This is a genomic window from Streptococcus agalactiae (genome assembly GCF_949788565.1).
GTDB classification, from domain to species: Bacteria; Bacillota; Bacilli; order Lactobacillales; family Streptococcaceae; genus Streptococcus; species Streptococcus agalactiae.
In genome coordinates, this window is the sequence record NZ_OX460931.1 from 900,522 (window position 1) to 916,585 (window position 16,064).

At 33.6% G+C, this 16,064-nt stretch carries 15 protein-coding genes; 9 read left to right on the forward strand and 6 right to left on the reverse strand.

The window, feature by feature from the left end; all coding sequences use genetic code 11:
* Positions 1-58 precede the first annotated feature (58 nt).
* The 3 genes from trmFO to QOR44_RS04650 all read left to right on the forward strand — a co-directional run bounded on the left by trmFO (position 59) and on the right by QOR44_RS04650 (position 3,195).
* Positions 59-1,393, forward strand: a complete 1,335-nt coding sequence (trmFO, locus tag QOR44_RS04640) for a methylenetetrahydrofolate--tRNA-(uracil(54)-C(5))-methyltransferase (FADH(2)-oxidizing) TrmFO (protein WP_000083748.1) — start codon at positions 59-61, stop codon at positions 1,391-1,393.
* A gap of 77 nt (positions 1,394-1,470) precedes the next feature.
* Positions 1,471-2,214, forward strand: coding sequence for a GNAT family N-acetyltransferase (locus tag QOR44_RS04645; protein WP_000559006.1), 744 nt, complete (start codon positions 1,471-1,473; stop codon positions 2,212-2,214).
* A 132-nt stretch (positions 2,215-2,346) separates the two neighbouring features.
* The gene (locus QOR44_RS04650) at positions 2,347-3,195 is read left to right on the forward strand and encodes a MetQ/NlpA family ABC transporter substrate-binding protein (protein WP_000694284.1); all 849 of its coding nucleotides are present in this window, start codon (positions 2,347-2,349) and stop codon (positions 3,193-3,195) included.
* Between the two features lie 31 nt (positions 3,196-3,226).
* Here the strand turns inward: QOR44_RS04650 and QOR44_RS04655 are convergent, their stop codons facing one another.
* Positions 3,227-3,715, reverse strand: coding sequence for a PASTA domain-containing protein (locus tag QOR44_RS04655; RefSeq protein WP_001140790.1), 489 nt, complete (start codon positions 3,713-3,715; stop codon positions 3,227-3,229).
* A 165-nt stretch (positions 3,716-3,880) separates the two neighbouring features.
* Between QOR44_RS04655 and QOR44_RS04660 the strand changes: the two genes are divergently transcribed.
* The 5 genes from QOR44_RS04660 to QOR44_RS04680 all read left to right on the forward strand — a co-directional run bounded on the left by QOR44_RS04660 (position 3,881) and on the right by QOR44_RS04680 (position 9,291).
* Positions 3,881-4,843: a S41 family peptidase gene (locus QOR44_RS04660; RefSeq protein ID WP_001253128.1), complete on the forward strand. Its 963-nt coding sequence runs from the start codon at positions 3,881-3,883 to the stop codon at positions 4,841-4,843.
* 25 nt (positions 4,844-4,868) lie between these two features.
* On the forward strand, positions 4,869-5,621 hold the full coding sequence (locus tag QOR44_RS04665; RefSeq protein ID WP_000923535.1) for an ABC transporter ATP-binding protein: 753 nt from the start codon (positions 4,869-4,871) through the stop codon (positions 5,619-5,621).
* A gap of 1 nt (position 5,622) precedes the next feature.
* The gene (locus QOR44_RS04670) at positions 5,623-7,578 is read left to right on the forward strand and encodes an FtsX-like permease family protein (protein ID WP_000499554.1); all 1,956 of its coding nucleotides are present in this window, start codon (positions 5,623-5,625) and stop codon (positions 7,576-7,578) included.
* 109 nt (positions 7,579-7,687) lie between these two features.
* Positions 7,688-8,356 carry a response regulator transcription factor gene (locus tag QOR44_RS04675; RefSeq protein WP_000076365.1) on the forward strand — a complete coding sequence of 223 codons (669 nt, stop codon included), beginning with the start codon at positions 7,688-7,690 and terminating at the stop codon, positions 8,354-8,356.
* Complete coding sequence (locus QOR44_RS04680) at positions 8,353-9,291, forward strand: sensor histidine kinase (protein ID WP_000620977.1); 939 nt, start codon at positions 8,353-8,355, stop codon at positions 9,289-9,291. Before QOR44_RS04675 ends, QOR44_RS04680 begins: the two co-directional genes overlap by 4 nt.
* 42 nt (positions 9,292-9,333) lie before the next feature.
* Here the strand turns inward: QOR44_RS04680 and xerS are convergent, their stop codons facing one another.
* Positions 9,334-10,404 carry a tyrosine recombinase XerS gene (gene xerS, locus QOR44_RS04685; RefSeq protein WP_000817926.1) on the reverse strand — a complete coding sequence of 357 codons (1,071 nt, stop codon included), beginning with the start codon at positions 10,402-10,404 and terminating at the stop codon, positions 9,334-9,336.
* Positions 10,405-10,855: 451 nt separating this feature from the next.
* Between xerS and QOR44_RS04690 the strand changes: the two genes are divergently transcribed.
* Entirely contained in the window at positions 10,856-12,517 is a 1,662-nt protein-coding gene (locus QOR44_RS04690; protein ID WP_141444591.1) for a peptide ABC transporter substrate-binding protein, read from the forward strand.
* A gap of 32 nt (positions 12,518-12,549) precedes the next feature.
* Here QOR44_RS04690 and QOR44_RS04695 read toward each other — a convergent pair whose 3' ends face one another.
* From QOR44_RS04695 to QOR44_RS04710, 4 genes are all read right to left on the reverse strand, one after another.
* Positions 12,550-13,323, reverse strand: a complete 774-nt coding sequence (locus QOR44_RS04695) for a DUF3307 domain-containing protein (RefSeq protein WP_000622403.1) — start codon at positions 13,321-13,323, stop codon at positions 12,550-12,552.
* On the reverse strand, positions 13,313-13,999 hold the full coding sequence (locus tag QOR44_RS04700) for a SatD family protein (RefSeq protein ID WP_000280308.1): 687 nt from the start codon (positions 13,997-13,999) through the stop codon (positions 13,313-13,315). The genes QOR44_RS04695 and QOR44_RS04700 overlap by 11 nt, the downstream gene beginning before the upstream one ends.
* A gap of 66 nt (positions 14,000-14,065) precedes the next feature.
* A complete protein-coding gene (ffh, locus tag QOR44_RS04705; protein ID WP_000863591.1) occupies positions 14,066-15,631 on the reverse strand; it encodes a signal recognition particle protein in 1,566 nt (521 codons plus the stop codon).
* Positions 15,632-15,648: 17 nt separating this feature from the next.
* A complete protein-coding gene (locus QOR44_RS04710; protein WP_000402075.1) occupies positions 15,649-15,981 on the reverse strand; it encodes a putative DNA-binding protein in 333 nt (110 codons plus the stop codon).
* Positions 15,982-16,064 lie beyond the last annotated feature (83 nt).

Genomic DNA, 16,064 nt, shown 5'->3' on the forward strand with positions numbered 1-16,064 from the left:
ATAAATTATATAGAAAGATTTGAGGAAGTAGTTGACTACTTTCAAGAGGTATTAGTTCATGTCTCAATCTTACATTAATGTTATCGGCGCTGGTTTGGCTGGTTCTGAAGCAGCTTATCAAATTGCTAAACGTGGAATACCAGTTAAGCTTTATGAAATGCGTGGGGTAAAATCAACCCCTCAACATAAAACAGATAATTTTGCAGAATTAGTATGTTCCAATTCATTCCGCGGTGATTCTCTAACAAATGCAGTTGGTCTTTTAAAAGAAGAAATGCGTCGTTTGGATTCTATCATTATGAGAAATGGGGAGGCACATCGAGTTCCAGCAGGTGGAGCCATGGCCGTTGATAGAGAAGGTTATTCTGAAGCTGTTACTGAGGAAATCCATAAACATCCATTAATCGAAGTAATTCGTGATGAAATCACAGATATCCCTGAAGATGCTATTACAGTTATCGCTACAGGACCATTAACAAGTGATAGTCTGGCAGCTAAAATTCATGAACTTAATGGTGGTGACGGTTTTTATTTTTACGATGCCGCCGCTCCAATTGTCGATAAAAATACGATTGACATGAATAAAGTTTACCTTAAGTCTAGGTATGACAAAGGTGAAGCAGCTTATCTAAATTGTCCAATGACCAAAGAAGAATTTATGGCATTTCACGAAGCTTTAACTACAGCTGAGGAAGCACCACTAAATTCTTTTGAGAAAGAAAAATACTTCGAAGGTTGTATGCCTATCGAAGTGATGGCTAAGCGTGGTATTAAAACGATGCTTTATGGTCCAATGAAACCAGTTGGTTTGGAGTATCCTGAGGACTACAAAGGACCGCGAGATGGTGAATTTAAAACACCATATGCTGTTGTTCAATTACGTCAAGATAATGCTGCAGGCTCTCTTTATAACATAGTTGGTTTCCAAACTCATCTTAAGTGGGGAGAACAAAAACGTGTATTTCAAATGATTCCTGGTCTTGAAAATGCTGAATTTGTCCGGTATGGTGTTATGCATCGCAATTCTTATATGGATTCACCAAATCTTTTAAACCAAACCTTTGCTATACGTAAGAACCCAAATCTTTTCTTTGCTGGACAAATGACCGGTGTTGAAGGTTATGTAGAATCGGCAGCAAGTGGTCTTGTAGCGGGAATCAATGCTGCCCGTCGCTTTAATGGGGAGAGTGAAGTAGTTTTCCCACAAACTACTGCTATTGGTGCACTGCCACATTATATTACACATAAAGACAGCAAACATTTCCAACCAATGAATGTTAACTTTGGTATCATCAAAGAATTAGAAGGTCCACGAATTCGTGATAAGAAAGAGCGTTATGAAGCTATTGCTACACGAGCTTTGAAAGATTTAGAAAAATTTCTCAACTATTGACATATTCATTTGACTTTGCCAACAAGCAAGGTCAAATTTTCTATATTGATTTTTAAAAATGTATGAATGGAGTAAATATGCACTATAAAGAATTACTTGAGTCATCCGAAAAACCTTATTTGGAAACTAATCGGTATAAACATTTTAAGAATATAATCACTTCAGAGCGTTATTTTTCAAACTATATTAGCTACAAAATAATGCCTACAGTAAGTGAGTTTTTACAGGATATGATCTATTTAGCAGATGAACAAAAAGATTATCAGTCTGATTTTGCTTTTGTATTTTTTGAGGAAAATGCTGAATTGAGCAGTGAATTACAGAGAACTTTATCACAACAAGGCTTTGAATCAGAGAAACATATCATATTTACAAATTCATTAAATCATCTTAAACTTTTTGAAAAAGAATTTGATGACATCACATTTACTAAACTTAATGAAAATTACCTAGAAAAATACCTAAAGTTCAAATATGAACAAAGTATAGTTTACGGAGAAACTTACGCTAAGCAAATGTATAATGATAATCGTGCTAATCTTTTAAATAATAATGCTAAAGTTTACCTAGCTATTAAAGATAATCAAATTATTGGAGATGTAACAGCTTGGGACTATGGTGAATACGTGGAAATAGATGATTTTTATGTCCAAGAGTCCTACAGAGGACAAGGAATTGGTACGCGCCTACAATTTGATGCAAGTAGGGGGGTTAAGAAAGTTATCTTAATTTCAGAAGAAGAAAACAGAAAAATGTATGAGCACCAAGGTTATGAGGAAGTCGCCTATTATTGGACCGCTTTACGGAGCCCTCGAAAGTAAAATTATAAAAGAAATGATATAGTTAAAAGCTATATCTCTTGATTGATAATAAGTATTTTTTAATCCATTAGCTTTTTGTTACACTAGTATCAGTTGATTAATCATACAACCATATCAAAGGAGAAATAAATTATGAAAATCAAAAAGCTATTAGGATTAACGACAACAGTAGTAATTTCAGCACTTATTTTAGGAGCCTGTGGTCAGTCTAAAAATGAAGACGCCAAAGTCGTTAGAGTTGGAACAATGGTAAAGAGTAAAACTGAAAAAGCTCGTTGGGATAAAATCGAAGAATTAGTTAAGAAAAAAGGCGTTAAGCTAAAATTTACGGAATTCACAGATTATACACAACCTAATAAAGCTTTAGAAAGTGATGAGATTGATATTAATGCTTTCCAGCATTATAATTACTTAAACAATTGGAATAAAGCAAATAAGACCAATCTTGTTTCCGTTGCTGAGACATACTTTACTTCCTTTAGATTATACTCTGGTACTAAGAACGGTAAAGGTAAATACCAAACAGTTTCTGAAATTCCAAATAAAGCAACTATTACTATCCCAAACGATGCAGTTAACGAAAGTCGCTCTCTCTACTTGTTACAATCAGCAGGCTTGCTAAAATTGAAAGTATCAGGTGATACATTAGCAACAATGTCAGATGTTGTTTCCAATCCTAAATCTTTAGATTTAAAAGAAGTAGATGCAGCACAGACCGCACGTTCTTTGGATTCCACAGATGCAGCAGTTATTAATAATGATTTTGTGACAGAAGCAGGAATAAATCCTAAATCAGCTATTTTTATTGAACCAAAAAGTAAAAATGCAAAACAATGGTACAACCTTTTAGTTGCTCAAAAAGGTTGGCAAGACAAATCAAAAGCTAAAGCCATTAAAGAAGTTGTGAAAGCTTACCATACAGATGCGGTTAAAAAAGTTATCGAAAAAACATCTCAAGGTTTAGATCAACCTGTTTGGTAAAAATAAATAAGCATGGTCAATTCGATCATGCTTATTTATTTCGATTTTTTTTGAGTAATTGACTAGGGGTACTCAATAATTCTGTTAACCGTTGTTGTCGTGCTTTACTTTTTTCGGATTTAGATAAAAGTAGTGTCTTACTTTCTTCAAGGATATCCTCTGTAATATAGTACAACTTCACTAATGAACCGATTCTGACCCTACCAGCTTTAGGCGACATATTCACAACTTGATTAGGATGTAGGGTTGCCCACTTTGAATTTGGTTCAGCAACAATCCTTGATACATTAAAATGGCGTTGCTCTAAGTAAACTTGCGCATCATTGATATCAAGGTGTACTACATTATCAAGCTGAGTATAAGTCTGTTTTTTTTCATGACGACGATCAAGTTCTTTTTCAATAATTGGACGAGAATTATCAATTGCTTTTCCAATAAGTTCAGTTGTGTCAGGGATTATTGAAATTAATTTACCAATAGGCCCTAAAGATTTTGTCAATTTTTTACTTGTCTTGGCCATATATTTTCACCGTACTTTCCATTTGTTATGTAAGATATTATATCAAAATTATAGTTTATAAAGCTTTTAAAACTTTCAAATTTGTAAGAAATAGGTCTTAAGATGTAAGGTTATAGTAATCTATTTTGCCATATAATAGACTTAAAGAGAAAGGGGGAGCAAGAGATGCGGCGAAAAATAGTTTTACTTTTTGTAGTTCCAATGCTTATAGTTTTAGGAATTTTAGGAGTGGTAGTTCATTATTATGGTTCAGCATTAAATATTTATCTATTACCTCCTAGTAGCGAACGTTATGGACGTGTTATTTTAGATCGTGTTGAACAGCGTGGTTTGTATTCGCAAGGTCGTCAATGGCAAATTATAAGACAACGATCAGAAAAAAAGTTGAAAACGTCAAAATCTTACCAAGAGAGTCGCAACATTGTACAGGAAGCAGTACGGTATGGAGGAGGTAAACATAGTCAAATATTATCCAAAGAGACTGTACGAAGAGATACCCTAGATAGTCGATATCCAGAATATCGAAGATTAAACGAAGACATTCTCTTAATTACTATTCCTTCTATAAGTAAGTTAGATAAACGATCTATTAGCCGTTATAGTGGTAAATTACAAAATATATTGATGGAAAAAAGTTATAAGGGACTCATTTTAGACTTATCGAATAATACTGGCGGCAATATGATCCCTATGATTGGGGGGTTAGCCTCTATTTTACCAAATGATACCCTATTTCATTATACTGATAAGTATGGAAATAAGAAAACAATCACGATGAAAAATATACCGCTAGAAGCATTAAAAATATCTAGGAAAACAATCAATACTAAGCATGTTCCAATCGCTATTATAACTAATCATAAAACTGCTAGTTCGGCAGAAATGACTTTTTTATCATTTAAAGGATTACCTAATGTTAAAAGCTTTGGTCAAGCCACAGCAGGATATACGACTGTTAATGAAACTTTCATGCTTTACGACGGTGCTAGATTAGCTTTAACTACAGGAATAGTTAGTGATCGACAAGGATATAAATACGAGAACACCCCTATCTTACCAGATCAAGTAACCAGCCTTCCTTTACAAGAGTCACAGTCTTGGTTAAAGAGTAGAATCAATCAAAATTAGGGTATAATAAATAAAGGAGAATTATATGTTATTAGAAATTAATCACTTAGAAAAAGTTTTTCGTACACGTTTTTCAAAAGAAGAGACAAGGGCTCTACAAGACGTCGATTTTAAAGTTGAACAAGGGGAATTCATTGCTATTATGGGAGAGTCTGGTTCGGGAAAAACAACTCTGCTAAATATTTTAGCTACTTTAGAAAAACCGACAAATGGACAAGTGATTTTAAATGGGGAAGATATTACGAAAATCAAAGAGGCAAAATTAGCGAGTTTTCGTTTGAAAAATCTTGGTTTCGTCTTTCAAGACTTCAACCTTTTGGATACTCTCTCTGTAAGAGATAATATCTATCTTCCTTTAGTTCTTGATCGTAAACGTTACAAAGAAATGGATCATCGTTTGTCAGAATTATCTTCTCATCTGAGAATTGATGACTTATTAGATAAGAGACCTTTCGAGCTTTCTGGTGGTCAAAAGCAACGTGTAGCGATTGCTCGTAGTTTGATAACCAACCCTCAAATTTTATTAGCAGATGAACCAACAGCAGCGTTAGATTACCGTAATTCAGAAGACTTGCTGAATTTATTTGAAACTATTAACTTGGATGGACAAACTATTTTGATGGTAACCCATTCAGCAAATGCTGCTAGTCATGCCAAACGCGTTTTATTTATCAAAGATGGACGTATTTTTCACCAACTTTATCGTGGTAATAAGAATAATAGCGAATTCAATAAAGATATTTCTTTAACAATGTCTGCCATATTAGGGGGTGAATAATATGTTTTATCTCAAAATAGCCTGGCATAATTTAAAACATTCTATAGACCAGTACATACCATTCCTCTTAGCCAGTTTATTACTTTATTCATTGACTTGTTCTACGCTACTAATCTTAATGAGTGCTGTTGGAAGAGATATGGGGACAGCGGCAACGGTTCTTTTTCTTGGAGTGATTGTTTTGTCAATCTTTGCGGTAGTCATGGAACATTATAGCTACAATATCTTGATGAAACAGCGTAGTAGTGAATTTGGACTGTATAACATTTTGGGGATGAATAAACGTCAAGTTGCGCGTGTAGCTAGTCTAGAGCTGTTTATTATTTATATATTTCTTATTTCTATAGGAAGTCTGTTTAGTGCTTTTTTTGCTAAATTTATTTATTTAATTTTTGTCAACATTATTAACTATCATGCACTAAATCTTAGTTTAAGTTTATGGCCATTTATTATTTGTATTGTTATATTTACAGGTATTTTTCTGACTTTAGAAGTTCCAGTTATTCGACATGTTCATTTATCATCCCCATTAAGCCTTTTTAGGAAGAAACAACAGGGAGAAAAGGAACCAAAAGGTAATCTTATACTTGCAATTTTAGCGTTAGTAGCTATCGCCATCGCTTATACAATGGCTCTTACTTCAGGTAAAGCACCTGCATTAGCTGTTATCTATCGTTTCTTCTTTGCAGTACTTTTAGTTATTGCTGGTACTTATCTTTTTTATATTAGTTTTATGACATGGTACTTAAAAAGGTTACGTCAAAACAAGCATTATTATTATAAATCTGAGCATTTTGTATCAACTTCGCAAATGATTTTTCGAATGAAGCAAAATGCAGTGGGGTTGGCAAGTATCACTTTATTAGCTGTTATGGCTCTAGTTACTATTGCTACAACAGTCTCACTCTATTCAAATACACAAAATGTTGTTACCGGACTATTTCCAAAATCAGTAAGTTTATCAATAGATAATTCAAAAGGTGACGCGAAAAATATATTTGAAGAAAAGATTTTGAAGAAACTAGGTAAGTCATCTAAGGAAGCTATCACTTATAATCAGACAATGATTTCAATGCCAGTTAGTCAATCAAGTGAACTTAATATCACATCTAAAAACGTCAAACATGTTGATATCACAAAAACGGGTTTTATGTACCTAATTACTCAGAATGATTTCCGTCGTTTAGGTCACCGATTACCAAAATTAAAAGATAACCAAGTGGCTTACTTTGTTCAAAAAGGTGATAGTCGTTTGAAAAAAATAAATCTATTGGGAAATAAATTTGACGTTGTAAAAAATTTAAAAGAGGCTTATGTTCCAGAGACTACAAATACTTATAACCCGGGTTTAATTATATTTGCAAACAACAAACAAATTGACAATATTAGAAAAGCATATTTACCTTATACTAAGAACATCAATACTTTTCCAAAAACCTTTAAGGCATATTTGGATTTGAATAGTCAAGAGATAAATTCAATTTCTAAAAACGACATAATAGAGGTAGATGGTAAGTATGTTGGAAATATTAGCACTAAACAGAGTTTTCTAAAAGAAGGTTATCAAATGTTTGGTGGGTTATTATTTACTGGATTTCTGTTAGGTATAAGCTTTTTGCTAGGTATAGCTCTAATTGTTTACTATAAGCAATACTCAGAAGGTCATGAAGATAAGAGATCTTATCGTATTTTACAAGAAGTAGGTATGAGCAAAAAATTAGTTAAACGGACTATTAATTCTCAAATTATGATTTTCTTCTTCCAACCTTTAGTGGTAGCGGTTATTCACTTTGGAGTTGCTATTCCAATGCTAAAACAGATGCTTTTGGTATTTGGGGTGCTTAACTCAACAATCGTATATGTAGTAAGTGGTTTGACAGTACTTGCGATTTCTATAATTTACTTTATCATTTACCGTATAACTAGTCGAACTTATTATCATATTATTGAACGCTAAAAAGGATTGGTTATTTTACCAATCCTTTTGCATTAATAGAAACCGATAGACTAAAAAATTTGTTATACTAAATGAAAGAAAGAGATTTCGTACTATTTTAGGAGGGGATATGTCACAAGATCAAGGAAAAATTTATATTGTAGAAGATGATATGACGATTGTGTCACTTTTAAAAGGCCATTTATCAGCTAGCTATCATGTCTCTAGTGTCAGCAATTTTCGTGATGTGAAACAAGAAATTATCGCATTTCAACCCGATTTGATACTAATGGATATTACGTTACCCTATTTTAATGGTTTTTACTGGACTGCAGAATTGCGTAAGTTTTTAACAATTCCTATTATTTTCATTTCATCTAGTAATGATGAAATGGATATGGTTATGGCATTAAATATGGGGGGTGATGACTTTATTTCAAAACCATTCTCTCTAGCTGTATTAGATGCTAAGCTAACTGCTATTTTAAGGAGAAGTCAACAATTTATCCAACAGGAATTAACTTTTGGGGGATTTACGTTGACAAGAGAAGGGTTATTGTCTAGCCAAGATAAAGAGGTTATTTTATCGCCAACAGAAAATAAAATCCTATCTATCTTGCTCATGCATCCTAAACAAGTAGTCTCAAAAGAGTCTCTATTAGAGAAACTTTGGGAAAATGATAGTTTTATTGATCAAAATACACTTAATGTTAATATGACACGCTTACGTAAAAAAATTGTCCCAATAGGTTTTGATTACATTCATACAGTGAGAGGAGTAGGGTATTTACTACAATGATACGCCAGTTTTTAAGAGAACACTTGATTTGGTATATTTTATATATCATGATGTTTGTCCTATTTTTTATTAGTTTCTATCTATATCATTTACCAATGCCCTATTTGTTTAATTCCTTAGGTTTAAATGTTATTGTTTTACTAGGAATTAGTATTTGGCAATACAGTCATTACAGGAAAAAAATGTTACATCTCAAATATTTTAATAGTAGTCAGGACCCCTCTTTCGAACTTCAACCGAGTGATTATGCTTATTTTAATATTATTACACAATTAGAAGCTAGAGAAGCACAAAAAGTTTCTGAAACAATTGAACAAACCAATCATGTTGCACTTATGATAAAGATGTGGTCGCACCAAATGAAAGTTCCATTGGCAGCTATTTCATTAATGGCCCAGACAAATCATCTCGATCCTAAGGAAGTTGAACAACAATTATTGAAATTGCAACATTATCTTGAAACGTTGTTAGCATTTTTGAAATTTAGACAATATCGTGACGATTTTCGTTTTGAAGCTGTTAGCCTTAGAGAAGTAGTAGTAGAAATTATAAAATCGTATAAGGTCATTTGTCTATCCAAAAACTTATCTATCATAATTGAAGGCGATAATATCTGGAAAACAGACAAAAAGTGGTTAACTTTTGCTCTTTCACAGGTGCTAGATAATGCCATAAAATATTCTAATCCTGAGTCAAAGATAATAATAAGTATAGGAGAAGAAAGTATTAGAATACAAGATTATGGTATCGGAATACTCGAAGAAGATATCCCTAGACTTTTTGAAGATGGCTTTACGGGTTACAACGGTCATGAGCACCAAAAGGCAACAGGCATGGGGTTATATATGACAAAAGAAGTCTTATCTAGTCTGAATTTGTCCATTTCGGTGGATAGCAAAATTAATTATGGGACTGCTGTTTTTATACATAAATAAAGTTATGTAAAATAAAACATTTACATAACTTTATTTATGTTACTAGAGTTTGTCTAAAGCGTTCTTTTGTTCATCGTTAACAATATGGGTATATAGGTCAGTAACTTGAGTGGAAGCATGACCTAGTTGGTGACTAACTAATACTTGAGATTTTGTAGCATCATATAGCCTAGTAGCAAGAGTATGCCTTAGTTTATGAGGTGTTACACGAACCTTAAAATCCTGGGAATACTTAGCAACCATTTTCTCTACACTTGAAGCATCAATACGATTTGGCACCCCACGGTATTCTGATAAAAATAGAGCAATGTCCTGATTTTCTGCTTTGTATCTATTTTTACGGATGTCTAAATAATTAGCAAGGTAGGGCTTCGCAAAGCTAGCGACATTGACAGAGTCCCTTTTCCCCCCTTTTCGTGTGACATCAATAACCATTACATTAAGGTTAATATCCTTTAAATCTAAGTTTACTGCCTCAGATAGACGCACTCCTGAAGCTAGTAGCAAAGCAATAATAGCTAAATCTCTCTCTTTATTTTTGTTGAAAAAAGCTAAAGCACGTTTGGAAAGTTTGTTTTGATATTCACAATTTATATACTCTAAGAATTCTATCGTTTCATTGCCCAAAAATAACTTTTGTTTAATATTTTCTGCCCGAGAAGCTAAAGTTTCCTTTTTCTTTTTGGTTGAGAGTTTTTTCATGACATTGCGATAAAAGTAAGGCTCCCCGTCAGCATTCTCAACCTCTTCAGTAAGGTATTTGAAAAGACTAGATAAGGCAGATAGAGTTCTGTTAATGGTGGTTTGAGACACCCCATTTTGCCTTGTGTTAGCATTTAATAAAGGGCGTTCTCGTAAATATAGTATAAAAGCTTCCATATCTTTTTTAGTAAGGTTTTCTAAAACTGAAAGCTCAATTTCTGCAATATGATGACAATTAGCAACACCAGAATCCAATAACCATTCAAAAAAACGTCTATATTCTTTTAAATATTCGTAGAGTGTTGTGAAACTATAAGGAACAGAAAGCTTTGATTGATAATATTCTAGAACATACCAAGGCATAATTTCTTTTAGTTCATCGATTTTTTCGAGTAGTAATTCACGTTTCATAATAAAATCTCCGTTATATCTATAAATAGAAGTATATCATACCCTAGCATAACTTTCAAGAAAATTATAGTTTTTCGGAAAGTTTAAAAGTTAAAAACAGGAATTCATTCGGTAAGTACATCAAATAGCCATTCTTTATGATGATCAGTATTACTTATTATCATTTAACATGTTTGTTATAGTAAAGACAGAGTATTTTGAGAAAACTGATTCATAATTTCATTGATTTTATCGGTATCTGAAAAGGTAATAAAGGGTACTCAATTATTTAATTATATTTGCAAGTTAATAATCAAAGTTAAATTCTACTTTAAAATTATACTAGTTTTCTCAATATTAGATCTACTACGCCTTATAAAAATCAGAAAATTTGAAATATTCCTTTCTTTCTTGAAATTTTATGATATAATATGTCCTATATCTTTATAGAAGGTTTAGGAGGACTGGTATTATGTCTAGTTTTAATAGAAAAAAACTTAAGTTTTTGGGTATATCTTTGGCGACTCTAACAGCCACCACAGTTACCCTAGTTGCCTGTGGTAATGAGTCAAAGAACTCTGGAGATAATAAAGTTATTAATTGGTATGTTCCTACTGAAATCAGTACATTGGACATTTCAAAGAATACAGATGCTTATTCAAACTTAGCTATAGGTAATTCAGGCAGCAATTTACTTAGAATTGATAAAGAGGGCAAACCAAAACCCGATTTAGCTAAAAAAGTATCCGTTTCTTCTGATGGTCTTACTTATACTGCTACACTTCGTGATAATTTAAAATGGTCAGATAGAAGCAAACTAAGCGCTGAAGATTTTGTTTACACATGGCGGAGAATAGTTGATCCTAAAACTGCATCTGAATATGCTTACTTGGCGACAGAATCGCACCTTTTAAATGCTGATAAGATTAATTCTGGAGATATTAAAGATTTAAATAAACTTGGTGTAACAGCTAAAGGCAATCAAGTGACCTTTAAATTGACAAGTCCATGCCCTCAATTTAAATATTATTTAGCCTTCTCTAATTTTATGCCTCAGAAACAATCGTATGTTGAAAAAGTTGGTAAAGATTATGGTACAACATCAAAAAATCAAATTTACTCAGGTCCTTACCTTGTTAAGGATTGGAATGGTTCAAATGGTAAATTTAAATTAGTCAAAAATAAATATTATTGGGATTCTAAACATGTTAAAACAAATAGTGTCATAGTTCAAACTATCAAAAAACCAGATACTGCAGTTCAAATGTACAAGCAAGGTCAGATTGATTTTGCTGAAATATCAGGAACTTCTGCTATTTATCAAGCTAATAAAAATAATAAAGATGTAGTAGATGCGTCTGATGCACGTACTACATATATTATTTATAACCAAACTGGTTCGGTTAAAGCATTGACAAATCAGAAAATTAGGCAAGCTTTGAATTTAGCGACTGATCGTAAAGGTGTTGTTAAAGCGGCAGTTGATACAGGTTCAACTCCTGCTGAATCTCTGGTCCCTAAAAAATTAGCCAAATTACCTAATGGTGAGGATCTTTCCAAGTATACTGCCCCAGGTTATACGTATAATACAAGTAAAGCTCAAAAACTTTTCAAAGAAGGTCTTGCTGAGGTTGGTCAGTCATCTCTCAAGTTAACAATCACAGCCGATTCGGACTCTCCAGCAGCTAAAAATGCTGTTGACTATGTGAAATCTACATGGGAGAGTGCTTTGCCTGGTCTAACTGTTGAAGAAAAATTCGTTACTTTCAAGCAACGCCTTGAAGATGCAAAAAATGAAAATTTTGATGTCGTGCTCTTCTCATGGGGAGGAGATTATCCAGAAGGATCAACTTTCTATGGGTTATTCACGACTAATTCTGCGTATAATTATGGTAAATTTTCTTCTAAAGAGTATGACAATGCCTATCAAAAGGCAATTACTACTGACGCCTTGAAACCAGGAGATGCCGCTAATGATTACAAAACTGCTGAAAAAGCTTTATTTGATCAATCATATTATAACCCAGTTTATTACCTAGGGAAAAAAGGGCTCCAAAATTCTAAATTAAAAGGGTTGGTAAGAAATTCAACTGGTTTGAATGTTGATTTTACTTATGCTTATAAGACAGAATAAAAGAAAAGCGTTAGGATATTTCTAGCGCTTTTCTATACCAAAAGTAACCAATGAGTTATCAAAACACTTATAATTGAGAATAATGATCCAATTAAATAATATTCGGCAAAAACCTGACTTTTAGAAATTTTATCGTAACGTGCAATGGATTTTGCAGTAAAAACAAGACCTATAGCAGCATACTGTCCTGAGATTAGTAATATAGCCATAATTAGACGCTCTAAATTACCAATCATAGCTCCTGCTCCTTCAATTGTTTCTTCATGATCTTCAGATTTTTCTTTCATTATTTTTGTTTTTTCTTGTGTTAATAATGATGATAATTCTTTAGCTTGAAATTTATTAAAGAAAACTTTAAACACAATATTAATGGGTTTGGTGATAATGATAAAAACCAGAGCTATGACAATAAAGTGCTTGATAGGCAAAAGCCAATGATTAGGCGGTAAATATGTAGGAAGCGCATGGTAAAAAACGATAATGCAAGTATAGTGGGCTAGTTGGTCTATAGTAAAAGCTTCTTTTTGGAAATGTCCTTCCTCTACCCAAGGGTAACTCAATTTCTTTATACTATCAATAACAATATGGCTTCCCCATATGCTTAAATTTAATAAAGTAGTTTCTGGTATCAATATCATTAAAGCTGCTAAGGGGAGGAAAACAATCAAGAGATGTCTCCAGAGTCCCCTCCAACTATGTGATTTACTATCTGCTAAGGATTGACTTTGCCACTGAAAGTCAGCTAAAAAATGTGCGCAAAATAATAAAGTTAGGATTGGATTATCCCTTAAAAAATCAGAAATCATAGCTCCCCCCTTTAGTTTGAGTGCAACTTTTAACTAATAGATCGGCTGCCTGTGTTCTCGTTCTTAAGTAAATCTTCAGACCGCTTGCTTTAAGGCGTTTAGTCAGCGCACTAGGTTCAATATTTTCCAATTGGGCTAACTTTTGATGTTGAAATTGTTCTTGATAATTATCTTGAAGTATTAAGTGCTCAAGCATTTGAAAATGGTTAGTAGTCCATTTTGACTTGATAAAATCACCAGCTGAAATGAGACTATTTAGTGTTAATTCAAGGTTTTGGTCTTCATCATCAAGGCAAATAGCTACTTGAACTGTTCCATAATCATTTTTATCATGTATATGATTAATAGCTGAGCGAGCATGCCAGTAGGCAGGACCATCAGCACCGATACTTTCATTTGAATTGATGGATGTTATAATGTTTCCTGTACCGAGGCCGAACCTTACATTAACAGGTTTTAGAGCTAGTTGAATATGGTCAATAATTTGAAATACCTTTTTTGATGGTTTCAATAAAGCTTGAAATTCATCACCAGCTGTAATAGTGAATGGAGAAATCAGCTCTTCACCATATACATCAGATAGTTCGGTCATTAGTTGCTGAAAAGACTGTTGGAAAGTTTCACGTTCAAGTATCTGTTTTGAATTAATGATATCACCGATTAATGCTAAATACATAAATATCACCACCTTTTTGTCTATTATAGCAGACAAAAATAAAAATGTCTATTTAAATAGACATTTTTATTTGCGTTTCTTCTTAGCTTTCTTCATTTTATTAGCCATACGTTTCATTGATTGTTTAGCTGCAAAGGCTCCTACTTTTCCTTTTAAGCCACCACCAAACATTTGGCTGAAGTCCATATCGCCACCTAAACTAGATAAGTCAGGCATGCCATTTTGCCCCATCATACCTTCTAAATTAGACATATCCATTCCGTCCATTCCAGGCATATCTTTAGGGAGGTTATTAGGATCAATTCCCATTTTTTTCATCATTTTATTCATATCACCGGACATCACGCCTTGCATCATTTGTTTTGCCTGGTTAAAATCTTTAATGAATTTATTAACATCAACGAAAGTATTACCTGATCCAGCAGCAATACGACGTCTACGACTTGGATTGAGGAGATTTGGATTTTCTCTCTCTTCTGGAGTCATTGATGACACAATGGCTCTTTTGCGAGCAATTTCGTTTTCATCCACTTTGAAGTTTTTCATTGCTGGATTGTTAGCCATTCCTGGAAGCATTTTAAGGAGATCTTCCATTGGCCCCATATTTTGAACTTGATCTAATTGATCAATAAAATCGTTGAAGTCAAAGGTGTTTTCACGCATTTTCTCCGCTAATTCCATTGAACGTTTTTCGTCGTATTCTTGACTAGCGCGCTCAATAAGTGTTAGCAGGTCTCCCATCCCCAATATACGGCTTGCCATACGATCGGGATGGAAAGTTTCAATATCAGTGATTTTTTCCCCTGTTCCTGTAAATTTAATTGGTTTTCCAGTAATTTCGCGTACTGAAAGGGCAGCACCACCGCGTGTATCACCGTCAATCTTTGTCAGAACAACACCACTAATGCTGAGCTGACGGTTAAATTCTTCAGCGACATTTGCAGCTTCCTGTCCAATCATGCTGTCAACGACAAGGAGTATTTCATTAGGTTGAGCTATGGCTTTGACATCATGCAATTCCTGCATAAGGGTTGCATCAATTTGTAGGCGTCCGGCTGTATCAATAAGAACATAGTCATTACGATTTTCACGAGCCTGTTCTAAACCTTTAGTGACAATCTCAACTGCTGAATGGTTAGTTCCCATATCAAAGACAGGAACATTAATCTGGCTACCAAGGGTTTTTAACTGATCAATAGCAGCTGGTCGATAAATATCAGCTGCTATCATCATAGGACGAGCATTGTCTTCTTTGATTAGTTTGTTTGCTAACTTACCGGCAAAAGTTGTTTTACCAGCACCTTGTAGACCAACCATCATTATGATGGTTGGAATTTTAGGGGATTTTTCAATTTCAGAGGTCTCAGCCCCTAATAAATCTGTTAGCTCTTCATTGACAATCTTAACAATTTGTTGCGTAGGATCTAGTGTATCAATGATTTCATGTCCAACAGCACGTTCACGAACATGTTTAATAAAGGTTTTAACAACTGGAAGAGCAACGTCAGCTTCTAAAAGAGCTAGACGAATCTCCTTGGTGACTTCTTGCACATCTTTTTCAGATAACTTTTTCTTACCACGAATATTTTTAAAAACTCCTTGCAGGCGCTCTGTTAAACTTTCGAAAGCCATAAATTATTTCTCCTCATTTAATCTCTATTATCAATGCTACTTAGAATGGAAATTTTTTCTTGTAAAAAGGCATCATCGGTATATTTTTCTAGAATGTCATCAAAAATCTGACTACGGACAATATAATCTGAATACATATGTAGTTTCATTTCGTACGCCTCAAGAATTTTTTCAGTTCGTTTGATATTATCATAGACAGCTTGTCGGCTAACACCGGATTCTTCAGCTATTTCAGCAAGGCTGTAGTCATCGGCGTAGTATAACTCGATATAATTCATTTGTTTATCTGTTAATAATGCCGCATAAAACTCAAAAAGGGCATTCATACGATTTGTTTTTTCAATTTCCATAGCTTTTATTATACCAAATTTCCTATCAGCTTGCTATATCAAGTATGCAAGACCACTTTAAAATTTAAAAGGTTAGGACTAAC

Coding starts and splice junctions, on each gene's coding strand:
- trmFO (WP_000083748.1), top strand. CDS start 59: ATGTCTCAATCTTACATTAATGTTATCGGCGCTGGTTTGGCTGGTTCT.
- QOR44_RS04645 (WP_000559006.1), top strand. CDS start 1,471: ATGCACTATAAAGAATTACTTGAGTCATCCGAAAAACCTTATTTGGAA.
- QOR44_RS04650 (WP_000694284.1), top strand. CDS start 2,347: ATGAAAATCAAAAAGCTATTAGGATTAACGACAACAGTAGTAATTTCA.
- QOR44_RS04655 (WP_001140790.1), bottom strand. CDS start 3,715: ATGGCCAAGACAAGTAAAAAATTGACAAAATCTTTAGGGCCTATTGGT.
- QOR44_RS04660 (WP_001253128.1), top strand. CDS start 3,881: ATGCGGCGAAAAATAGTTTTACTTTTTGTAGTTCCAATGCTTATAGTT.
- QOR44_RS04665 (WP_000923535.1), top strand. CDS start 4,869: ATGTTATTAGAAATTAATCACTTAGAAAAAGTTTTTCGTACACGTTTT.
- QOR44_RS04670 (WP_000499554.1), top strand. CDS start 5,623: ATGTTTTATCTCAAAATAGCCTGGCATAATTTAAAACATTCTATAGAC.
- QOR44_RS04675 (WP_000076365.1), top strand. CDS start 7,688: ATGTCACAAGATCAAGGAAAAATTTATATTGTAGAAGATGATATGACG.
- QOR44_RS04680 (WP_000620977.1), top strand. CDS start 8,353: ATGATACGCCAGTTTTTAAGAGAACACTTGATTTGGTATATTTTATAT.
- xerS (WP_000817926.1), bottom strand. CDS start 10,404: ATGAAACGTGAATTACTACTCGAAAAAATCGATGAACTAAAAGAAATT.
- QOR44_RS04690 (WP_141444591.1), top strand. CDS start 10,856: ATGTCTAGTTTTAATAGAAAAAAACTTAAGTTTTTGGGTATATCTTTG.
- QOR44_RS04695 (WP_000622403.1), bottom strand. CDS start 13,323: ATGATTTCTGATTTTTTAAGGGATAATCCAATCCTAACTTTATTATTT.
- QOR44_RS04700 (WP_000280308.1), bottom strand. CDS start 13,999: ATGTATTTAGCATTAATCGGTGATATCATTAATTCAAAACAGATACTT.
- ffh (WP_000863591.1), bottom strand. CDS start 15,631: ATGGCTTTCGAAAGTTTAACAGAGCGCCTGCAAGGAGTTTTTAAAAAT.
- QOR44_RS04710 (WP_000402075.1), bottom strand. CDS start 15,981: ATGGAAATTGAAAAAACAAATCGTATGAATGCCCTTTTTGAGTTTTAT.